The 17,186-nt window shown below is 40.4% G+C and carries 15 protein-coding genes and 1 other RNA gene; 12 read left to right on the top strand and 4 right to left on the bottom strand.

The annotated features are described in order from the left end of the window. Positions 1-13 precede the first annotated feature (13 nt). Positions 14-193: non-coding RNA, 6S RNA (gene ssrS, locus A7Q09_RS01465), on the top strand. A gap of 30 nt (positions 194-223) precedes the next feature. Here ssrS and trmFO read toward each other — a convergent pair. From trmFO to A7Q09_RS01485, 4 genes are all read right to left on the bottom strand, one after another. After that, on the bottom strand, positions 224-1,558 hold the full coding sequence (gene trmFO / locus A7Q09_RS01470; protein ID WP_134389555.1) for a methylenetetrahydrofolate--tRNA-(uracil(54)-C(5))-methyltransferase (FADH(2)-oxidizing) TrmFO: 1,335 nt from the start codon (positions 1,556-1,558) through the stop codon (positions 224-226). Between the two features lie 211 nt (positions 1,559-1,769). Continuing rightward, the gene (gene ilvD, locus A7Q09_RS01475) at positions 1,770-3,536 is read right to left on the bottom strand and encodes a dihydroxy-acid dehydratase (protein WP_134389556.1); all 1,767 of its coding nucleotides are present in this window, start codon (positions 3,534-3,536) and stop codon (positions 1,770-1,772) included. A 21-nt stretch (positions 3,537-3,557) separates the two neighbouring features. Next, complete coding sequence (locus tag A7Q09_RS01480) at positions 3,558-4,364, bottom strand: TatD family hydrolase (RefSeq protein WP_134389557.1); 807 nt, start codon at positions 4,362-4,364, stop codon at positions 3,558-3,560. A gap of 61 nt (positions 4,365-4,425) precedes the next feature. Further along, positions 4,426-5,220 carry an MBL fold metallo-hydrolase gene (locus A7Q09_RS01485; protein WP_134389558.1) on the bottom strand — a complete coding sequence of 265 codons (795 nt, stop codon included), beginning with the start codon at positions 5,218-5,220 and terminating at the stop codon, positions 4,426-4,428. Between the two features lie 207 nt (positions 5,221-5,427). Between A7Q09_RS01485 and A7Q09_RS01490 the strand changes: the two genes are divergently transcribed. From A7Q09_RS01490 to murD, 11 genes are all read left to right on the top strand, one after another. Beyond that, positions 5,428-5,955, top strand: coding sequence for an STAS domain-containing protein (locus tag A7Q09_RS01490; RefSeq protein ID WP_134389559.1), 528 nt, complete (start codon positions 5,428-5,430; stop codon positions 5,953-5,955). Beyond that, a complete protein-coding gene (locus A7Q09_RS01495) occupies positions 5,945-7,183 on the top strand; it encodes a PP2C family protein-serine/threonine phosphatase (protein WP_134389560.1) in 1,239 nt (412 codons plus the stop codon). The genes A7Q09_RS01490 and A7Q09_RS01495 overlap by 11 nt, the downstream gene beginning before the upstream one ends. 23 nt (positions 7,184-7,206) lie before the next feature. Beyond that, entirely contained in the window at positions 7,207-7,845 is a 639-nt protein-coding gene (gene grpE / locus A7Q09_RS01500) for a nucleotide exchange factor GrpE (protein WP_134389561.1), read from the top strand. An 89-nt stretch (positions 7,846-7,934) separates the two neighbouring features. Next, positions 7,935-9,095 (top strand): molecular chaperone DnaJ, encoded by a 1,161-nt coding sequence (gene dnaJ / locus A7Q09_RS01505; protein ID WP_134389562.1) that lies wholly within the window; start codon positions 7,935-7,937, stop codon positions 9,093-9,095. A 100-nt stretch (positions 9,096-9,195) separates the two neighbouring features. Next, on the top strand, positions 9,196-10,305 hold the full coding sequence (locus tag A7Q09_RS01510; RefSeq protein ID WP_134389563.1) for an anthranilate synthase component I family protein: 1,110 nt from the start codon (positions 9,196-9,198) through the stop codon (positions 10,303-10,305). 52 nt (positions 10,306-10,357) lie between these two features. Then, a complete protein-coding gene (gene hprK, locus A7Q09_RS01515; protein ID WP_134389564.1) occupies positions 10,358-11,338 on the top strand; it encodes an HPr(Ser) kinase/phosphatase in 981 nt (326 codons plus the stop codon). Continuing rightward, complete coding sequence (locus A7Q09_RS01520; protein WP_134389565.1) at positions 11,339-11,656, top strand: HPr family phosphocarrier protein; 318 nt, start codon at positions 11,339-11,341, stop codon at positions 11,654-11,656. 44 nt (positions 11,657-11,700) lie between these two features. Beyond that, positions 11,701-13,464 (top strand): phosphoenolpyruvate--protein phosphotransferase, encoded by a 1,764-nt coding sequence (gene ptsP / locus A7Q09_RS01525; protein WP_134389566.1) that lies wholly within the window; start codon positions 11,701-11,703, stop codon positions 13,462-13,464. A gap of 43 nt (positions 13,465-13,507) precedes the next feature. Further along, positions 13,508-14,251 (top strand): nucleotidyltransferase family protein, encoded by a 744-nt coding sequence (locus A7Q09_RS01530; protein ID WP_134389567.1) that lies wholly within the window; start codon positions 13,508-13,510, stop codon positions 14,249-14,251. 22 nt (positions 14,252-14,273) lie between these two features. Continuing rightward, positions 14,274-15,707: a hypothetical protein gene (locus A7Q09_RS01535; RefSeq protein WP_134389568.1), complete on the top strand. Its 1,434-nt coding sequence runs from the start codon at positions 14,274-14,276 to the stop codon at positions 15,705-15,707. Beyond that, positions 15,670-17,016 carry a UDP-N-acetylmuramoyl-L-alanine--D-glutamate ligase gene (gene murD / locus A7Q09_RS01540; RefSeq protein ID WP_244228446.1) on the top strand — a complete coding sequence of 449 codons (1,347 nt, stop codon included), beginning with the start codon at positions 15,670-15,672 and terminating at the stop codon, positions 17,014-17,016. Before A7Q09_RS01535 ends, murD begins: the two co-directional genes overlap by 38 nt. Positions 17,017-17,186 lie beyond the last annotated feature (170 nt).

Raw genomic sequence — 17,186 nt, forward strand, 5'->3', positions numbered from 1 at the left:
ATATTTTTTAAAGATTTCCCTTCGCTGTGCGTGATTGGAATGTTAGCCTTTCCTCCGATGTTTGAAATATTAGGGACCTAACGCTTTGCTGATTGAACGCCAGGCCTTAACTGGAAGGCGGGATTTCAGAGCGCTCCCTTTTCTGTACATAAAGGGACGAAAGGTCTCATTCACACGGCAGCGAGGGGATTTTTTTTCTAAGCAACCTCGATTGAAAAAAGATTTAGGCAAGGATAGTCCGAACGAAAGCTTCTATATTTCTTAGACTTCTTTGACTTAAAAAGAGGTTTCTAGCAGTTTTGTCTTTAGGTAGATTCTTTTCGGTCAGATCGAACAATCCGAAATTGGCTTTCATCGGTTGAAAATGCAGCGGATCAGCATGGCAGATATACCAGAGGAGTTCGCCGATCATTGTTTGTCTTGGGAAAATCACAGGCTCTTTCCCTTGAAGAAGCCTCGAGGCATTTATTCCTGCCACTAATCCACTAGCAATGTTACCTGCATACCCTTCGAAGCCAGCGAGTTGGCCTGCAAAAAATAAAAGCAGATTGTCCTTGAACTGAAGAGTTGGGAGGAGCAGCCTGGGGGCATTAATAAAGGTGTTACGGTGTAATTGGCCATAACGAATAAATTCGGCATTTTTTAATGCAGGGATAATCCTAAAAATTCTATCTTGTTCTTTGTAAGTAAGATTGGTTTGGAAACCAACCATGTTGTAAAGCGAAGCTGCCAAATTATCTTGTCGTAGCTGGACGACGGCATAGGGCCTTTTGTTTGTCTTTGGATCGATCAGACCCGTAGGCCGAAGAGGGCCAAATCTCAGGGTATCTTCTCCTCTTTTAGCCATGATCTCGATCGGCAGACAGCCTTCAAAATAGAGTTCTTTTTCAAAATCATGCAGTTTGATTCTTTCTGCATTGGCTAGTTGTCGGCTTAACTCTAAATACTGCTCTTTTGTAAGGGGACAGTTAACATAATCACCAGAATTGGCAGGGTCCATGTACCGAGAAGCTTTAAAAGCAGAGCTGAAATCAATGGAGCGAGCATCGACTATAGGACATAAGGCATCATAAAAATAAAGGGAATTGGATTGGGTCAACGCTTCCAGTCTTGCTGCAAGACGAGGGCTTGTCAAAGGGCCTGTTGCTAGGATACAAATCGAGTCGAATGTTAAATCTACTACCTCTTCTCTTATTAAAGTAATGTTGGGCTGTTTTAAAATGTGTTGCGTAACCGCTTGAGAAAATCTTTCTCTGTCTACGGCAAGAGATTTTCCTGCTGAAACCGAGCAACTATCAGCAATGGAAATGAGCAAAGAGTCTAGAATTCTCAATTCCTGAAGCAATAGACCAGAAGCATGGCTCAGTAGATTGGAACCAAAAGAATTACTGCAGACAATTTCAGCAAGATTGCTTCCAGAATGGGCTCCTGTTGGTATAAAAGGCCGCATTTCATAAAGAAAAACAGGAATCCCCCTTTTAGCAATCTGCCATGCTGCTTCAGATCCTGCAAGCCCTCCTCCAATGACCACAATGCCTTTAGCCGAGCAATATTTCATTCTAAAAGAAAAATACACTCGACTAGAAAAAAGTTAATGATTTTCCTCTCCCTTAGACTATTTTCGTTAGTTTTACCATCAAAGAAGCTTTGTAGGGAGAATAGACTCAAAGAGCCTACAATTAGAAATACGGCAAAAGGGCTTTTAGAGTTCATATTGTGGGAGTAATTAGCTTCAGGCTCCCCAGCAAAAGAGCAGTTCATCCAATGGACTACAACAAATCGGTAACAGCGCCTAAATTGGCCTGGCTTACTGTTTTGGCAAACTTATATAAGACTCCGCGGCACTGTAAGGGGAGAGGCTCCCATTTGGATTGTCTCTTTTGAAGGACTTCTGGAGTAACATGCAGTATAATTTCTTTTTTTTCTGCATCGATAGTAATTTGATCTCCTTCTTCCACAAGAGCAATAGGTCCCCCAATAGCTGCTTCAGGACAAATATGCCCAACCACAAAGCCGTGGGTGCCTCCAGAAAATCTTCCATCCGTAATTAATGCCACCTCCTTCCCCAGCCCTCTGCCCATAATAGCGGAAGTAGGGGCAAGCATTTCTCGCATTCCTGGCCCTCCCTTGGGACCTTCATAACGAATGACAACAACATCTCCTTTTTTAATCGTCCCATCGAGGATTTTTTCCAAAGCCTGTTCTTCAGAATCAAAAGGTCGGGCAATGCCCGTAAAGGTCTTTCCTTCCATTCCCGTTATTTTTGCCACAGCTCCCTCTGGGGCCAGATTGCCCCGTAGAATAACTAGATGACTATCCTTTTTAATCGGGTTTGAAAAGTCATGAATGATAGTTTGAAAAGGTGGATAGTCCGCAACATTTTCAAGGTTTTGAGCAAGACTCTTTCCAGTCACAGTTAAACAGTCGCCATGCAGCAGTCCTTTGTCCAGTAACCTCTTCAATAATGGAGTTAATCCTCCAATCTGAGAGAGATCAGCAACGCAGTGTTTTCCTGAAGGCTTCAGATCGGCTAGGACAGGGACTTTCTGTCCAATACGGTCAAAGTCTTCAAGGCTCAGTTCAACCTCAGCGGCATGGGCAATAGCCAGGAGGTGCAGGACGGCATTCGTTGATCCGCCTAGAGCAATAACCACAGTGATGGCATTTTCAAAAGCTTTTTTGGTTAATATATCTCTGGGTCTTATCCCCTGATTGATCATCTGTAATACTGCTTTGCCTGCAAGCCTGGCATCCTCGATTTTCTCAAGCGAAACAGCTGGGTGTGTTGAACTATTTGGAAGAGACATCCCCATTGCTTCGATAGCGCAAGCCATAGTGTTTGCCGTGTACATCCCCCCGCAGGAACCAGGACCTGGAATGGCATGTTGCTCAATTGCAAGCAGCTCTTCTTTGGAAAGCTTTCCTTGAGAAAAAGAACCTACGGCTTCAAAAACCGAAATAATGTCGAGGTTCTCTCCTTTATAACATCCTGGGAGTATTGTGCCCCCATAAACGAAGACAGCGGGCCTGTTTAATCGGGCAATAGCGATCAAGCATCCTGGCATATTCTTATCGCAACCTCCAATGGTGACGATGCCATCCATCCCCTCACAACAAACGACCGTTTCTATGGAATCAGCGATTACTTCCCTAGAAACAAGGGAATATTTCATGCCAGCGGTCCCCATGGAAATCCCATCAGAGATAGTAATCGTATTGAATATCAGAGTTTTCCCTCCAGCTTCAGTGGCTCCTGAAGCTGCTTCTCTAGCAAGTTTATCAATATGCATGTTGCATGGGGTTAGTTGACTCCAGGTGGAGGCTATGCCAATGAGATCTTTTTGAGCCATGTCTGAGGAAGAAAATCCCAGCGGATAGAACATAGAACGATTGGGAGAGCGAACAACACCATCAAAAATTGCGGACGAATAGGCTCTGTGGAGGGATTTTTTAACGTTTTGCGACGACCCTTGGCTCTCTTCTGTTCTCGAGGCGGTTGAAGATAAAGGGGAATAGTTCGAAGCATTCATAGGCATTACAATTTATTTTAATAACCTTCAGTTTCTTTTAGAGTTTTGAAAAGAAAAAAATTCACTTGCCCTACGGGTGGTCTGGAAAGCTACTTCTTCGAGGGATATTTTTTTAATTTTAGCGATTTCATCAGCAATGATCCGTACATGAGAGGGCTCAGACCGCTTGCCCCTATAAGGCACAGGAGCAAGAAATGGACAGTCTGTTTCCAGCATCATATTTTCAAGTGGTATTTCTAAGACCGTTTGCCTAAGGGCCTGAGCATTTGGGAAAGTTATAATTCCTGTAAAAGAAACAAGGTGGCCTTGACTAAAAAGAAGGCTTGCTTCTTTGGAAGTCCCAACAAAACAGTGGAATACTCCTCTTAAGACACCTTGATATGGAGATAACAAAGAGAGGGTTTCATGGAACGCTGCTCTTTGGTGAATGATGACATTAAGTTTGGCTTCTTTAGCCAGTTCTAATTGACTTAAAAAAACCTCTTGTTGTATCTTTTTTTGCTCTTCGATTTCTGCTGGAGACAAGGATGGGTCAAACTTGTGAAAATCTAGTCCAATTTCACCTATAGCTACGATTTTGGGATGTTCCAAAAGACCAGAAAGGTCCTTTTCAAAAGGCTGAGCTCTTTTGTGGGCTTCCAGCGGATGGATTCCAACGGCAGCCCAAACTGCTGGAATTCTCTCAGCTATGCTTAAAGCCTTTCTGGAACTTTGAAGATTGGTTCCAACGGTAATGATTTTTTCAATGCCACTGTCAATTGCCCGCTGAATGACGGCTTCCAAATCTTTAGAAAATTGTGGAAAATCAAGATGAGCATGCGTTTCAATAAACATAAAATTAGAGGGTTTTGTTGGTTGTTCTCTCAAAAACTATTTCCTAATGATTAAATGCGTTTTAAAGATCAATTTCAAGTCCATCATAAGCTACGTAAATATTTGGAGGCAAGCAGGCTTGCCTCTCTTTATGGGATTTATGGTGCGTTAGGTGGGTAAAATAAGTTTTTTTGGCGCCAATGCGTTGAGCCATTTTTATGGCTTCTGAAGTACATAGATGGGTGGGATGAGGTTCGTCTCTTAAAGCATCGATAATAAGAACTTCGACATCCAAAAGCCCTTCGATAATTGTTTGAGGTATAGTTTTGCAATCGACAAGATAAGCCAGTATTTTTTTCTTCTCCTGTTCAAAGAGAAAGCCCAAGGTGGTTATTTTGCCGTGTGGTAAGGGAAATGGATGGATGGTGAAGCTACCAATTTGGAAAGTTCCCTCAATAATATGGGGAATGACTCGGAGATAGCCGTTTTTTTCCAGCGAAGGATCAAAAGCATAGGGAAAGATTCTTTTTAATGTAGCTATGACCTCTTCAGAAGCATAAATAGGAAGTCTAGTGCCAATGATATCACAAAATCTTCTCAAATCATCAAATCCCATAATATGATCGGCATGCTGATGGGTAAAAAGAATACCATGGACATTTTGGATATTCTCTCTGAGACATTGGAGACGGAGTTCGGGAGTAGTGTCGATGAGAATCGAACTGATACCATCGGTGAGATAAAGAGAGGAGCGTGTGCGTTTATCTCTTGGATCTGTCGATAGGCAGGTGGCACATCTGCATCCGATCATTGGAACCCCTTGAGAAGTCCCTGAGCCAAGAACAATAGCTTTTGATCTTAACAATGTTGAAGACATAGCAAAAAAAAATGTATCAACTGTTCTCTTTGAACAAGAGATAGACCCGTCGTAACGTAAAAACTATCAACCATTTTAGTAGCAATATAGGAAGAGAAAAAAAGAATTTAAAAGGAGATTGCATTGGGGAGATAGGAATGGTAATGAATTTTATTTATGTTAAATTAAAATATAAGAAAATTTTATTTTTGGAAAGATGTACTAGATATGATTCCTCATGTAGGTAATGGCTCGCTCTATTATGCTTTAACAAAAGATTGCGGCTATCTGAAGGTGGTTGGGTGGGGCTCTTTTGATAAATGCAACTCTTTAAGATTGTTTTACAATCAATTGTTAAAAAGTGGCATTCGGCGGCTCATTGTTGATCTTCAAGAATGTACCTACATGGACAGTACCTTTTTAGGGACATTGGCGGGGATTCATATCAAGTTTAACCAAATCATGGGTGAGTTGAAAATTGTCAATGTTAGCAAAAAGAATTTGGATTCGATTGCAACTCTTGGATTGGATAAGATATTTAAAATTTTGATGCAATGGGATAATGCTCCTTTTGCTGATCACATTGCTCCTTTTGATAGACATTCTCTCCGGAAAGAAGATACGCCACTGACAATGTTGGAAGCTCATGAGCTTTTGATCCATTTGGATCCACGGAACAAAACGAAATTTCAAGATCTTGTTGATTACTTGAAAGAAGAGGTAGGAAAGTCGGCATCTAAAGAAGATGTTCAGTAGTATTATTCTTATTTCCATTCTTGCCCTTGTGATGGGCTTATGGATATATGAAAAACTGCTGGGAAAATCATTGCAACTCAATTTGACAAAAAGCGAAGCATACAATCAGAGTCTTATTCAGTATATAAAGAGTCTTTCCTCTCAAAAAGCACTATCAGAAAATATCCAGAGCCTATTGGAACTAGTTATGAAATTGATCTCAGCCAAAGGCTTAGTGTTGCGGCTGGAAAACCTGCCTGAAAGAGCTCTGTTGGAATCTTGTTATCAATTAGGGGATATTTCCCTAGAAAAATTGAAGGCAAATTTAAAAGGGAAAACAAAAAAAGATGAAAAGGACAAGCTTTTTTCCAACATAGAAAAAAATGGAATATCCATTGGATACTTTTACGCCGAGCTGAAGGAAGAAGGCAATGAAGAGTGGTTAAAAAAAATCATAGCTATGATGATAAACCAAATCTTTTTTTTCCTAGAAAACCATAGTCTACAGCGTGAATTAAAAGAGGATACGATCAGATTCTTTGGGGAAATTCAAAAAGGATGGGTTCCCAACATAGAAAACTTCTTGAAGGGTTTTAAAGTTTCTGCTAGATCCATACCTTCTTCCCAGTTTAATGGAGATTTTTATGATTCAATCAGGATAGATGATCATCACTGTGCCCTTGTGTTAAGCGATGTGGCTACTAAAGGTTTGTCTTCCCTTTTAATAAGTGGCATGTGTCGAGCAGCAATTCGTTCTCTTGTGGATCATATCAGATCGCCCTTGGTGATTCTCTGTAGACTTAATGAAGTTCTTTATCCAGAAATTTGTGGGAAAACCATTATTTCCTTAATTTATCTTTTTATAGATGAAAAACTTAATACAGTAACCATGGCCAGGGCCGGTCATGAAATGCCCATTTTTTGTCGCAAGGGCAAAATAGAAAAAATCGATCTGCCTGGTATTTGTTTAGGGATTGACGAAGGTAAAATATTCAACAAAATGGTTAAGGAGCATGAGCTAAAATTGCAAAGCGGTGATTTTTTGCTTTTATTTACAGATGGACTTGTCGAAGCGGTCAATAAAGAAGGAGCCTTTTTTGGTCGAGAAAGGGCTGAAAAAATTGTTCAAGAGATGTCTGAAAAAGATCCTGATATTGTGTTAAGTGCGATTGTTGAGCAACTGAAACTTTTTTGTAAAGAAACGGCTCCCTTTGATGATGTGACCCTCTTGGCCCTTTCAAAAAATTAGTGAAAGAAGGAAGACATGCAATTATGAACGCTATGGCAGAGACAAATATTAAAGAAGGACAGCAAAGGGTTGAACCAGCTGTTGAATCAATGGACAATGCCGCATTTGTTGTAGTTAGCTCTCGGCTGCTCTCAGAGTGGAAGCAAAAAGCTCAACAGACTGATGAAATGCATGAAAAATTACTGAGGACTCTAGCTGATTGGGATAATGCTAGGAAAAGAATTTCAAAAGAAAAGGAAGAGGCCATAAAGCATGCCAATACACAAATCCTTCAGTCCCTTTTACCTGTCATAGACAATTTTGAAATTGGCATTCAATCTTCCCAAAAGGCATCGGATATTAATTCAGTTCTCACGGGAATCAAAATGGTTTTATCTCAGTTTTTACAGATATTAAAAGAAGAAGGAGTCGAACCGATCGAAGCTTTAGGTAAACCATTCGATCCGCATTTTCATGAGTCCCTAGGATTTGTTGAAACGGATGAGGTAGAAGAAGGACATGTTGCAAGTCAGCTTAGAAAAGGCTATATGTATAAAGATAGGCTTTTAAGAGCCGCTGCTGTCTATGTTGCTAAAAAACCGATGGCTCCTTCTAAGGAGGCAGTTTCTTCCGAATCTAAGGAAGAAGTTCCTGCCCAAGAAGAAAAAAAGGCTAGCGATTAGTTTTGCTGAGTCTCTCAGCATCCCTAGGATTTTAGGGCATTTTGTATAATATTTTTATTAAAAAAAATCAGTAATAGAGAAGAGTGAGGATGGCGAAGATTAAAAAAGATTATTACGAACTTCTTGGTGTGGAAAGAGGGGCATCGACTGAAGAAATTAAGAAGGCTTACAGAAAATTAGCCCTTAAGTATCATCCGGATAAAAACCCTGGGAATAAGCAGGCGGAAGAACTTTTTAAAGATATAAGTGAAGCCTATGAGGTGTTAAGCGATCCAGAAAAAAGGGCTGCTTATGATCAATTTGGTCATGCAGCTTTTGATCAAAGGGCTGCTGGACCTACCGGGTTCCACGATCCTTTCGAGATTTTCAAAGAAGTCTTTGGCTCAGGAACATTTTTTGGAGATAGTCTGTTTGGAAGCCTTTTTGAAGAGGCCTTTGGCGTAGGCGTAGGAGGAAAGCGAGGTAAGCAGCAAAGAGGGGCAGATCTTCGATGTGATTTAAAAATCAGTTTTGAAGAAGCTGCGTTAGGTTGTGAAAAGGAAATAACCTTTACAAAACTGGATACTTGTCCGGGTTGTGAGGGGAGGGGTTATGCTCCAGGTTCGGGAATGATTAGCTGTCCGGTCTGTTCGGGAAGCGGTCAAATAAGATCTTCTAAAGGGTTTTTTACCATTGCACAAACTTGTCCCCGTTGTCATGGGGCTGGAGCTATCATCGAGAAACCCTGTCTGCGTTGTCATGGCGAAGGAAGGATCAAACAAACTGCTCAGCTCAAGGTCAAAATTCCCCCTGGGATAGACGAAGGGTATCGGTTAAGGCTCTCTGGTCATGGAGAATCTGGCATTGCAGGGGGACCTCCAGGGGACCTTTATGTGGTAATTCATGTTATGCCTCATGAACTCTTTAGTCGCCAAGGCAACGATTTGTTGTGTGAGATGCCGATAAGCTTTGCTCAAGCAGCCTTAGGAGGAGAAATAAGTGTACCAACTTTGACTGGACACGAAGTTCTTAGAATTCCACCTGGAACACAAAGCGGTAAGATTTTCAGGCTTCGTCACAAAGGCATTGCGGATATTCATGGGCATGGGATTGGCGATCTGTTAGTAAAAGTTCATGTAGAGGTGCCAACACATCTAACACCGACACAGCGATCTTTATTGGAGGCTTTCGCAGCCGCATGTGACCAGAAAACACATCCTCAACAGGAAAGTTTTTTTGAGAAAGCCAAGAGATTCTTTAGGTCTTCATAATCCTTTAGAATAAGCGATCGCTTGGGGCTGTTCTTTTCTTGGTGACCATTGTCTCTTCTCCTCTGCGGTCAGAACAGAAAGCTAAAAGAGCATATGGATTATGGTAGTCGTTCCAACTTGGAATGAGGATCGAGGCTTTTATTATGGGGAGAAACCTCTTTTTACTCTTAGTGGTGATCAGAAAGATTGGGGTAAAGTTAAGTCCGTTCTTAAAGAATTAACTAAAATAAAAAAAGAACAGCAAGGATTAGTTGGTTATGTGGGCTTCGAAGGGAATTTCTGGTTTGGCTTTTACCCATGCCTTTCTTTGTTTAAGGATCGTTTCAAACTCACTGCTTTTTTGAAAAGCAAAAGAAAATCAAAAGTAGCTGCCTTTATCCGACCAGCTTTCGTTTCTAATACTGGACCTCAGGGATATGCTTCGATGGTTGCAAAAGCAAAAGAGTATATTGCCGCCGGTGATATCTACGTCATAAATTTAGCAAGGCAAATTTCTTGTCAGTGGGAGGCAGACCCTTTGTCGGTGTTTGCTTTTTTTCTTCACGAAGGCAAAGGACTGGGAGGAATTTGTTATTTGGACGATGCTCCACAAACACTAATCTGTGCAAGTCCAGAGCTATTTTTACATATCAATGATAAAAGGATGACAAGCAAACCTATCAAAGGGACAAGGCCTAGAAACGGCGATAGGGTATCGAACAGAAAAAATCTTTTGGACCTTATTCAAAGCGAGAAAGAAAAAGCTGAGTTGTTGATGATAACGGATCTGGTGAGAAATGATTTCGGAAAAGTTTGTCATTATGGAACGGTGAAGGTTAGCCAGCTGTGGCGTATTACTGCTCATCCGCATCTCTATCACATGCATTGTACAATTGAGGGGATCCTTTCCTCAGCTTACGATATGATCGATGCTTTCTTATCTAACTTTCCTGGAGGTTCGGTGACGGGTACCCCTAAAAAACGAGCGATAGAAATTATCAAAGAATTGGAACCCAATCCTCGAGGTCAGTATTCCGGAGCCATTGGTTATTTTATGCCCCAACGGGCTGCTTTTACTATGGCTATAAGGCTTGTGGTGATTGAAAAGGGAGTAGCAACTTTTCATGTCGGCAGTGGCATTACCTATGATTCCGATCCTTATGCCGAATATGAAGAAACGGAACAAAAAGCAATTTTTATAAAAAGTGCTCTTGAGAATTGTTTGAAATAATGATTTTTTAAAATAATTTTGATGCTTATAAGAAGCCTTTCCTGTTTTTTTTATGAAAGTGCAAAAAAACAATTTTTCAGCCAAATGCATTCCAAAAATAACTATTGGGGAATTCTACAAGCAGCATGGCGAGTTGCTTCATTTATCTCTGGTGGCAGGCAAAAAAGGTTTTAATCGGTTAATTAGAGAAGGATCAATTAATCGACCGGGTTTACAACTTTCCGGTTATTTAAGATATTTTCCTAAGCAAAGGGTCCAGATTATTGGATGGGGAGAGATGTCTTATCTGAAAAGTCTTCCCAGCGCAGAATCTGAAGAACGGATAAGACAGCTTTTTCTAAAAAAGATTCCTTGTTTAATTCTTTCCCGTGGAATGACTCCTCCAGCCTTCATTGTTAAACAAGCCGAAGAGTTAGGGGTTCCTCTTTTTGTATCACAACTCCATACGATGCGCTTAATTAACACCGTAACCATCTGTTTGGAAATGGATTTTGCTCCTCGTACTAATGAACAAGGCAGCATGGTAGATATTCAGGGCATTGGAGTACTTATAAAAGGTCCAAGTGGTATAGGGAAAAGCGAATGCGTCCTTTCATTAGTAGAAAGAGGCTATTCTTTGGTTGCCGATGATGTTACAACAATTTATTGTTTGGAGGGTAGAGAATTAGTGGCTAAGGCTCCAGATATTAGTCGTTTTCATATGGAGGTAAGGGGGATAGGAATCATCGATGTGACCACTCTTTTTGGTTTGCGAGCTATTCGGCCTGAAAAAAAATTGGATATGGTAGCAACTCTTAAAGAATGGGAGAAAGGAGAGGAAATTGAAAGAGTAAACTTAGATCAAGATTATTATGAGATATTCAATATTCGTGTTCCGCATGTCACTATTCCCATAAGACCGGGAAGAGATTTGGCGACCTTAGTAGAGGTGGCTGCACTGGATCAGAAATTAAGATCGATGGGATACAATGCGGCAGCTGAATTCAACGAAAAATTAATGAAAATCACTGGAAGGAATCATAGGAAGTTCTAAATGGAACCTGAAGCAAAACAATCGGATTCTGGAAAAACGAGCTTTTCTCCTGTAGTGCGTGAAGTGCTTGTACAAAATAAGTTAGGCATTCATGCAAGACCTGCGGCCATGTTTGTAAAGATAGCTAACCGCTATGAGTCAGACATCAAAGTGGAGAAGGATGGTGAAGAAGTCAATGGGAAAAGTATCATGGGGGTTATGTTGTTGGCAGCTAGTATGGGTTCTAAGCTTAAAATTACAGCTGTTGGCCCTGACGCACAACAGGCTGTTGAGGCACTGGTCAATCTTGTGGTTAACAAGTTTGGAGAAAATCAATAAGAGCTGAGCGAGCAAACGTTTTAAAATATAACTGCAGCTCTAATATGGAGGAATTTAAAGAAATATTATTAGAAGGGTGCCCTGCTTCTCCTGGATTATCCTTTGGATCTGCTTTAATCCTTCAAGAAGAGCATGAAATTATTAGAGAAAGAAAAATAGAACCTCACGAAATTCGTAACGAGCTTGAGAAGTTTGAAAAAGCGATTCTGCAGACAAAAGAAGATCTGTTAAAGGCGAAGGCCTCGCTGTGTGGCTTGGGATTAACTGTAGAAGAAAGTCTTTTTGATGTTCAGATTTTAGCTCTTGAAGATGAAATGATTTTGCAGGCTGTCAAGGAAAAACTCGAGCGTGAGTTTGTTTGTGTGGAGGCAGTCTATCAAAACATCATTAGGTCATTTATTGCTGGGCTCAATAAGGTTGGAGAAGATGAATATTTAAGGGAAAGAGCGATTGAAATTCGGGATGTAGCAAAAAGAGTTTTAAAAAAACTAAAAGGAGATGAAGGTTCCTTACAAATCCTTGATTCTCCAAGGATTTTGATTGCTGATTTTCTTATGCTTTCTGATCTAGTTTCTTTAGATCTCCGACACGTCTCTGGAATTGTTACCGAAGATAGAAGCAGAACTTCCCATGCGGTCATTCTAGCTAGGTCTCAAGGAATTCCTGCTATTGTCGGCATTCAGGGTATTTTAAATAAAGTGATCAATGGACAAACTGTACTGATTGATGGTTTCAAAGGAATCCTTTTAGTTAACCCTTCTCCAGAAAGAATAGAGATGATCAAAGAGAAAACATTGCCTTCGTCTTATTTAGAATTATCCGATCAAAAAATCCTGCACCAACTTGCTGAATCTATAGATGGAAAGAAAGTTTATGTTTCAGCTAACATCGAATTTCCTGAGGACATCCCTGTGATGACGAAAAGTGGTGCTGATGGCATTGGGCTTTATCGGACAGAGTTCCTTTTTCTAAAGGCCAATCATCCCCCATCAGAAGAAGAGCAATATGAAGCCTACCGAAATGCTGCCGTCCATGCTAAACCCCATCTGGTCGTCATTAGAACTCTGGATTTGGGTGCAGATAAAATTGTTTCTTATTTGCCTTGGCGATGGATGGAAGAAAATCCCGTTCTTGGTTCAAGGGGGATTCGTGTGTCTTTGAAAGAAAAAGAAATGTTTAAAACGCAATTGCGTTCGATCTTACGAGCAGCTGTCGAAGGAAATGTCGCAGTAATGTTCCCCATGATAACCGATCTTACTGAAATTATTGCCGCTAAGGAAATGATTGAACAAACAAAACAAGAACTTTTTCATCAAGGGATACCCTTTGGAGAGATCAAGTGCGGGGTGATGATTGAGACCCCTTCTTCCTGTTTAATTGCAGAGCATCTTGCACAAACGGTTGATTTTTTCAGTATTGGAAGCAACGATCTCATTCAATATACCCTAGCGGTTGATAGGATGAATAATAATGTTGAATATTTATACCAACCTTTTCATCCATCCGTGCTACTTTTGATTCGCATGGCCGCAGAAGCGGCTCATCGAAGAAATATTCCGGTTGGAATTTGTGGGGAAATATCAAGTGATCTCTACCTCTTACCATTTTTTCTTGCAGTCGGGATCTATCGGCTTAGTATGGGTTCAGTTTTTATTCCAAGAACGAAAAGAGCGATTCGTTATTTAGATGTCGATAAAATAAAAAATAGTCTATCTCCACTATGGGAAGCAAAAACCTCCAAAGAGACTTTTGAAATTTTAAAAATGATTACTCAGTCCTATTTGCCCTCCTGTTTTTTTGAACAGTAGCGCAGAAGATCTTTGAATCAAAAATATCAACGGAGAAAAAAACATGCGTGCTTTAGTTCTATCTGCTGGATATGCCACAAGATTATACCCTTTGACTCTGAACCAGCCTAAAGCCCTCTTGTCCGTTGCTGGAAAACCAATCCTCGATTACATAATGGATAAGCTTTTTGAACTTTCTTCATTGGATGAAATCTATGTAGTTACTAACCACAAGTTTTATGCGCATTTTGTCCAGTGGAAGCATCGATATAGAGAGAAAGCAACAGTAAAGCTTCCGATCCTAGTGTTGGATGATGGTTCAACCACAGAAGAGAATCGACTAGGTGCTATCGGAGATATCCAGTTTGCTATCGAAAAAATGCAACTCCAGGATGATCTTATTGTTCTTGCAAGCGATAATCTTTTTTGTGCCTCCCTTATATCTTTTGTTTCTGAAGCCAAGCGGAAAAATAGCCCGTTGCTAGGTGTCTACAACTTAAAAGACAAGCAACTTGCTTCTAAATATGGGGTGGTGAGTTTCGATGCCAATGGCAAACTATGTTATTTTGAAGAAAAACCCCAAAATCCACCGACAAGTTGGGTAGCAATGGCCCTTTATTTTTTCCCAAAATCGATTTTATCTTTGGTTAAAACGTATCTGAGGGAGCAAAAAAATACTGATCAACCAGGTCGATTTATTCAGTGGCTTTATCCTCAAATGGATGTCTATGTTTGGGAATTGACAGGCCCCTGGTTTGATATTGGTAGCAAGGAGACTTTAGAAGCGGCAAACCTTGCTTTTCAATAAATAAAGTTGCATTAGGAATAAAATGCTTGGCATGGAATATGTTCCGACAAAATCAGCAGAGAGGAATTTCCTCCAGTTAAGAAAATTGTTTCCTCGGTTTGTCTTTAGCCGTTTTTCTTCCGAAATAAGACAAAAGACTCTGTATGTGGAATATGAGTTTTGGACCGGGAAAGACAAGACGGAGGCCATTTTTTTTCGACCATACTTAAAAGTTTATGGACTGCCACTTGAGCCGAAGAACAACCTTGGCAAATATCTGGATGCTTTTCTTTTTCATATCGGGATGATCGAACTCATTAGCTATTGGAAGGCAACCTGTTCTCCACATATTCTCATTGAGACAGCTTTGCTTTCTCCAGAGCAATTGCACTGGTGGTCTAAGCTTTATTGGAAGGGATTAGGAGAATTTTTTTTTCAAAATGGCATTGAAAAAGCTGCTGATGAGCTGATGCAGATTGAATGTAGATCGCAGAGGCAATTCTCAACTGTGGAATTCCCTTTTCTAGAAGGCAATGTGCTCCCTATCGGAGGAGGAAAAGATTCCTTTTTAACTTTGGAATGGCTGAAAGAGCAAAAAGAAAAGAATCTCTGTTTTTTATTGAATCCTGTTCAATCCCAATGGGACACCTTGGAGTATTTCGGCTATCCTCAAAATCAGATCGTTGTGGTGGAACGGAAAATCGATGATCAACTCTTAGAGCTTAACAAAAAAGGCTTTCTCAATGGTCACACTCCTTTTTCGGCGCTCTTAGCCTTTATAGGAGTCTTATTGATGGCTTTACACAAAAGAAAGTATTTCATCACTAGTCATGAATCCAGTGCCAGTCAGCCTACGATCCCTTCCAAAGGTATTAATCATCAATATTCGAAGTCCTTCGAGTTTGAAAAGGATTTTCAAAAGTACATGACTAATTTTTTATGTCCTTCTTTTTGCTACTTTAGTTTTTTGCGGCCACTCAATGAAATTCAAATTGCTAGCCATGTTAGTGCTATCCCAAAGTCAATACGCATCTTTCAAAGTTGCAATCGTAATCGGAATTCTGGAGGATGGTGTGGACACTGTCCCAAATGTCTCTTTGTCTTTTTAATCTTTAGGCCATTTGCTCCCAAAAAGGAGCTTGAAGCAATTTTTGGATCCGATCTTCTGGAGAACGAATCATTGTTTGGCCTCTTATTGTCCCTTTGTGGTGAAGGAACCCATAGGCCTTTTGAATGCGTTGGATCTGAGGAGGAAACTAAAGCGGCGGCAAGCCTTCTTTGGTATCAAGCTAGGAAATCCAAGGAAAATCCGCCTCTTTTAATCAGAAAACTTATCGAGTCGTATCCCGAATTTTTGTTGACAATGGAAACCCTCCAAGCTTTGTATGATCAAACGGATCGGGAACATCGTCTACCACAAAAATTTTTGTTGATCCTAAATGAAAAATGTAAGAGAAAAGTCCTTTTTGATGACTGAGGCTATTCGTAGTTATTTTTTAGGGAAAAAGATCCTCATTTGGGGGCTTGGATTGGAGGGAATGGCCACTCTTGAATTTCTTTTAACCAATCTTCCTGGAACTTTTTTTTTTGTTAGCGATAGCAATCCCGCTACTCTAAAAGCTATTCATAGTCCTTGGATACGACAAATTGAGGAAAACGACCTTTTTAGCTGCATGGAAAATTTCGATGTGATTGTTAAGAGCCCTGGGATTCGCACCAGCCATCTAGCCATAGAGCCTTCTATAAAAGAAAAAATAGTGTTACAGACCGATCTGTTTCTCCATTTTTGGCCTGGGATAACTATTGGGATAACTGGTTCAAAGGGCAAAAGTACGACGACTTCGTTGATCCATCATCTGCTAAAAAAAAACGGGCTTGAAGCCTATATTGGAGGCAATATCGGAGTTCCTCCTTTTCATCTGATTCCATTTGCCTCAGAAAAGGCGATCGCTGTGCTTGAGCTTTCTTCTTACCAGTTGGAATATTGTCAACATTCTCCTTCTATTGCCATTTGGCTCAATCTCTATCAAGAGCATCTCAACTATCATGGCTCTTTTGAAGCCTATAGTCGAGCCAAAAGCAACATCGCAAGATTCCAGTCTTCCGAAAATTTTTTTCTCTATAATGCTGACAATCCATCTTTATCGGAATTTTTAGCTTCTTTTGATCCCCTGCCAGGAAAATTGATTGCTATTGATGAAAAATGGAAAGAAACATTCGATTGTTCTAGGCTTAAGCTTCCTGGAGAACATAATAAGAGAAATGCTCTATTTGCTGCCTTAACAGCTTCTCTATTTGGGATATCTGCTGAAAAGATAGCCGAAGCCTTTGCTAGCTTTTGTGGACTGCCGCATAGACTCGAATATGTGGCAACCATTGAGGGAATCTCTTATTATAACGACTCCATTGCTACTGTTCCCGAAGCCACCCTTGCTGGGATAGAAGCCATTGCAAATGTTCAGTCACTCATTATTGGTGGACAGGATCGAGGCCTTCCTTTAGAAGATTTTGCTTCGAAGCTTTGTCAAACAATAAACTTACGGAATATCATTCTTCTTCCTGAGACCGGTTGGCGCATCGGCACCTTTTTCGAACGTAAAAACCACAAAAAAAATCTTTTTTTTGCTAAAGATCTCGAAGAAGCCGTTATCATTGCTAGTAAATTTACCGCGAAAGGCTCTAGCTGCCTTTTTTCCCCAGCTGCACCAAGTTACCACCGCTATCTTAATTTTGAAAAACGGGGAGAACATTTTAAAAGGCTTGTTTTGCAACTTCAAAATGTTTAATCGACTTTCCCGTTGATAATACTAGGTTGTTTTCCTATTTTCCCTGGATCCAAATGCAGTAAAATATTTTTTTAAAATTCTTGGGAATATCTTCCCATCTTTTTTTTACCTAATCTAATAGAAAGGGAATGTATTTTCCTATAAGAGCTTTCTTGGTTGTTTTTGAGAGC

It is taken from the genome of Methylacidiphilum sp. Yel, assembly GCF_004421185.1.
In the GTDB taxonomy this organism is placed as follows: domain Bacteria; phylum Verrucomicrobiota; class Verrucomicrobiia; order Methylacidiphilales; family Methylacidiphilaceae; genus Methylacidiphilum.

Excerpts from the sequence above, each read along its gene's own strand:
- A7Q09_RS01535 (WP_134389568.1), top strand. The coding sequence starts at position 14,274 with ATGCTTGGCATGGAATATGTTCCGACAAAATCAGCAGAGAGGAATTTC.
- trmFO (WP_134389555.1), bottom strand. The coding sequence starts at position 1,558 with ATGAAATATTGCTCGGCTAAAGGCATTGTGGTCATTGGAGGAGGGCTT.
- A7Q09_RS01490 (WP_134389559.1), top strand. The coding sequence starts at position 5,428 with ATGATTCCTCATGTAGGTAATGGCTCGCTCTATTATGCTTTAACAAAA.
- A7Q09_RS01495 (WP_134389560.1), top strand. The coding sequence starts at position 5,945 with ATGTTCAGTAGTATTATTCTTATTTCCATTCTTGCCCTTGTGATGGGC.
- grpE (WP_134389561.1), top strand. The coding sequence starts at position 7,207 with ATGAACGCTATGGCAGAGACAAATATTAAAGAAGGACAGCAAAGGGTT.
- A7Q09_RS01530 (WP_134389567.1), top strand. The coding sequence starts at position 13,508 with ATGCGTGCTTTAGTTCTATCTGCTGGATATGCCACAAGATTATACCCT.
- ilvD (WP_134389556.1), bottom strand. The coding sequence starts at position 3,536 with ATGCCTATGAATGCTTCGAACTATTCCCCTTTATCTTCAACCGCCTCG.
- dnaJ (WP_134389562.1), top strand. The coding sequence starts at position 7,935 with ATGGCGAAGATTAAAAAAGATTATTACGAACTTCTTGGTGTGGAAAGA.
- A7Q09_RS01510 (WP_134389563.1), top strand. The coding sequence starts at position 9,196 with ATGGTAGTCGTTCCAACTTGGAATGAGGATCGAGGCTTTTATTATGGG.
- hprK (WP_134389564.1), top strand. The coding sequence starts at position 10,358 with ATGAAAGTGCAAAAAAACAATTTTTCAGCCAAATGCATTCCAAAAATA.
- ptsP (WP_134389566.1), top strand. The coding sequence starts at position 11,701 with ATGGAGGAATTTAAAGAAATATTATTAGAAGGGTGCCCTGCTTCTCCT.
- murD (WP_244228446.1), top strand. The coding sequence starts at position 15,670 with ATGAAAAATGTAAGAGAAAAGTCCTTTTTGATGACTGAGGCTATTCGT.
- A7Q09_RS01485 (WP_134389558.1), bottom strand. The coding sequence starts at position 5,220 with ATGTCTTCAACATTGTTAAGATCAAAAGCTATTGTTCTTGGCTCAGGG.
- A7Q09_RS01520 (WP_134389565.1), top strand. The coding sequence starts at position 11,339 with ATGGAACCTGAAGCAAAACAATCGGATTCTGGAAAAACGAGCTTTTCT.
- A7Q09_RS01480 (WP_134389557.1), bottom strand. The coding sequence starts at position 4,364 with ATGTTTATTGAAACGCATGCTCATCTTGATTTTCCACAATTTTCTAAA.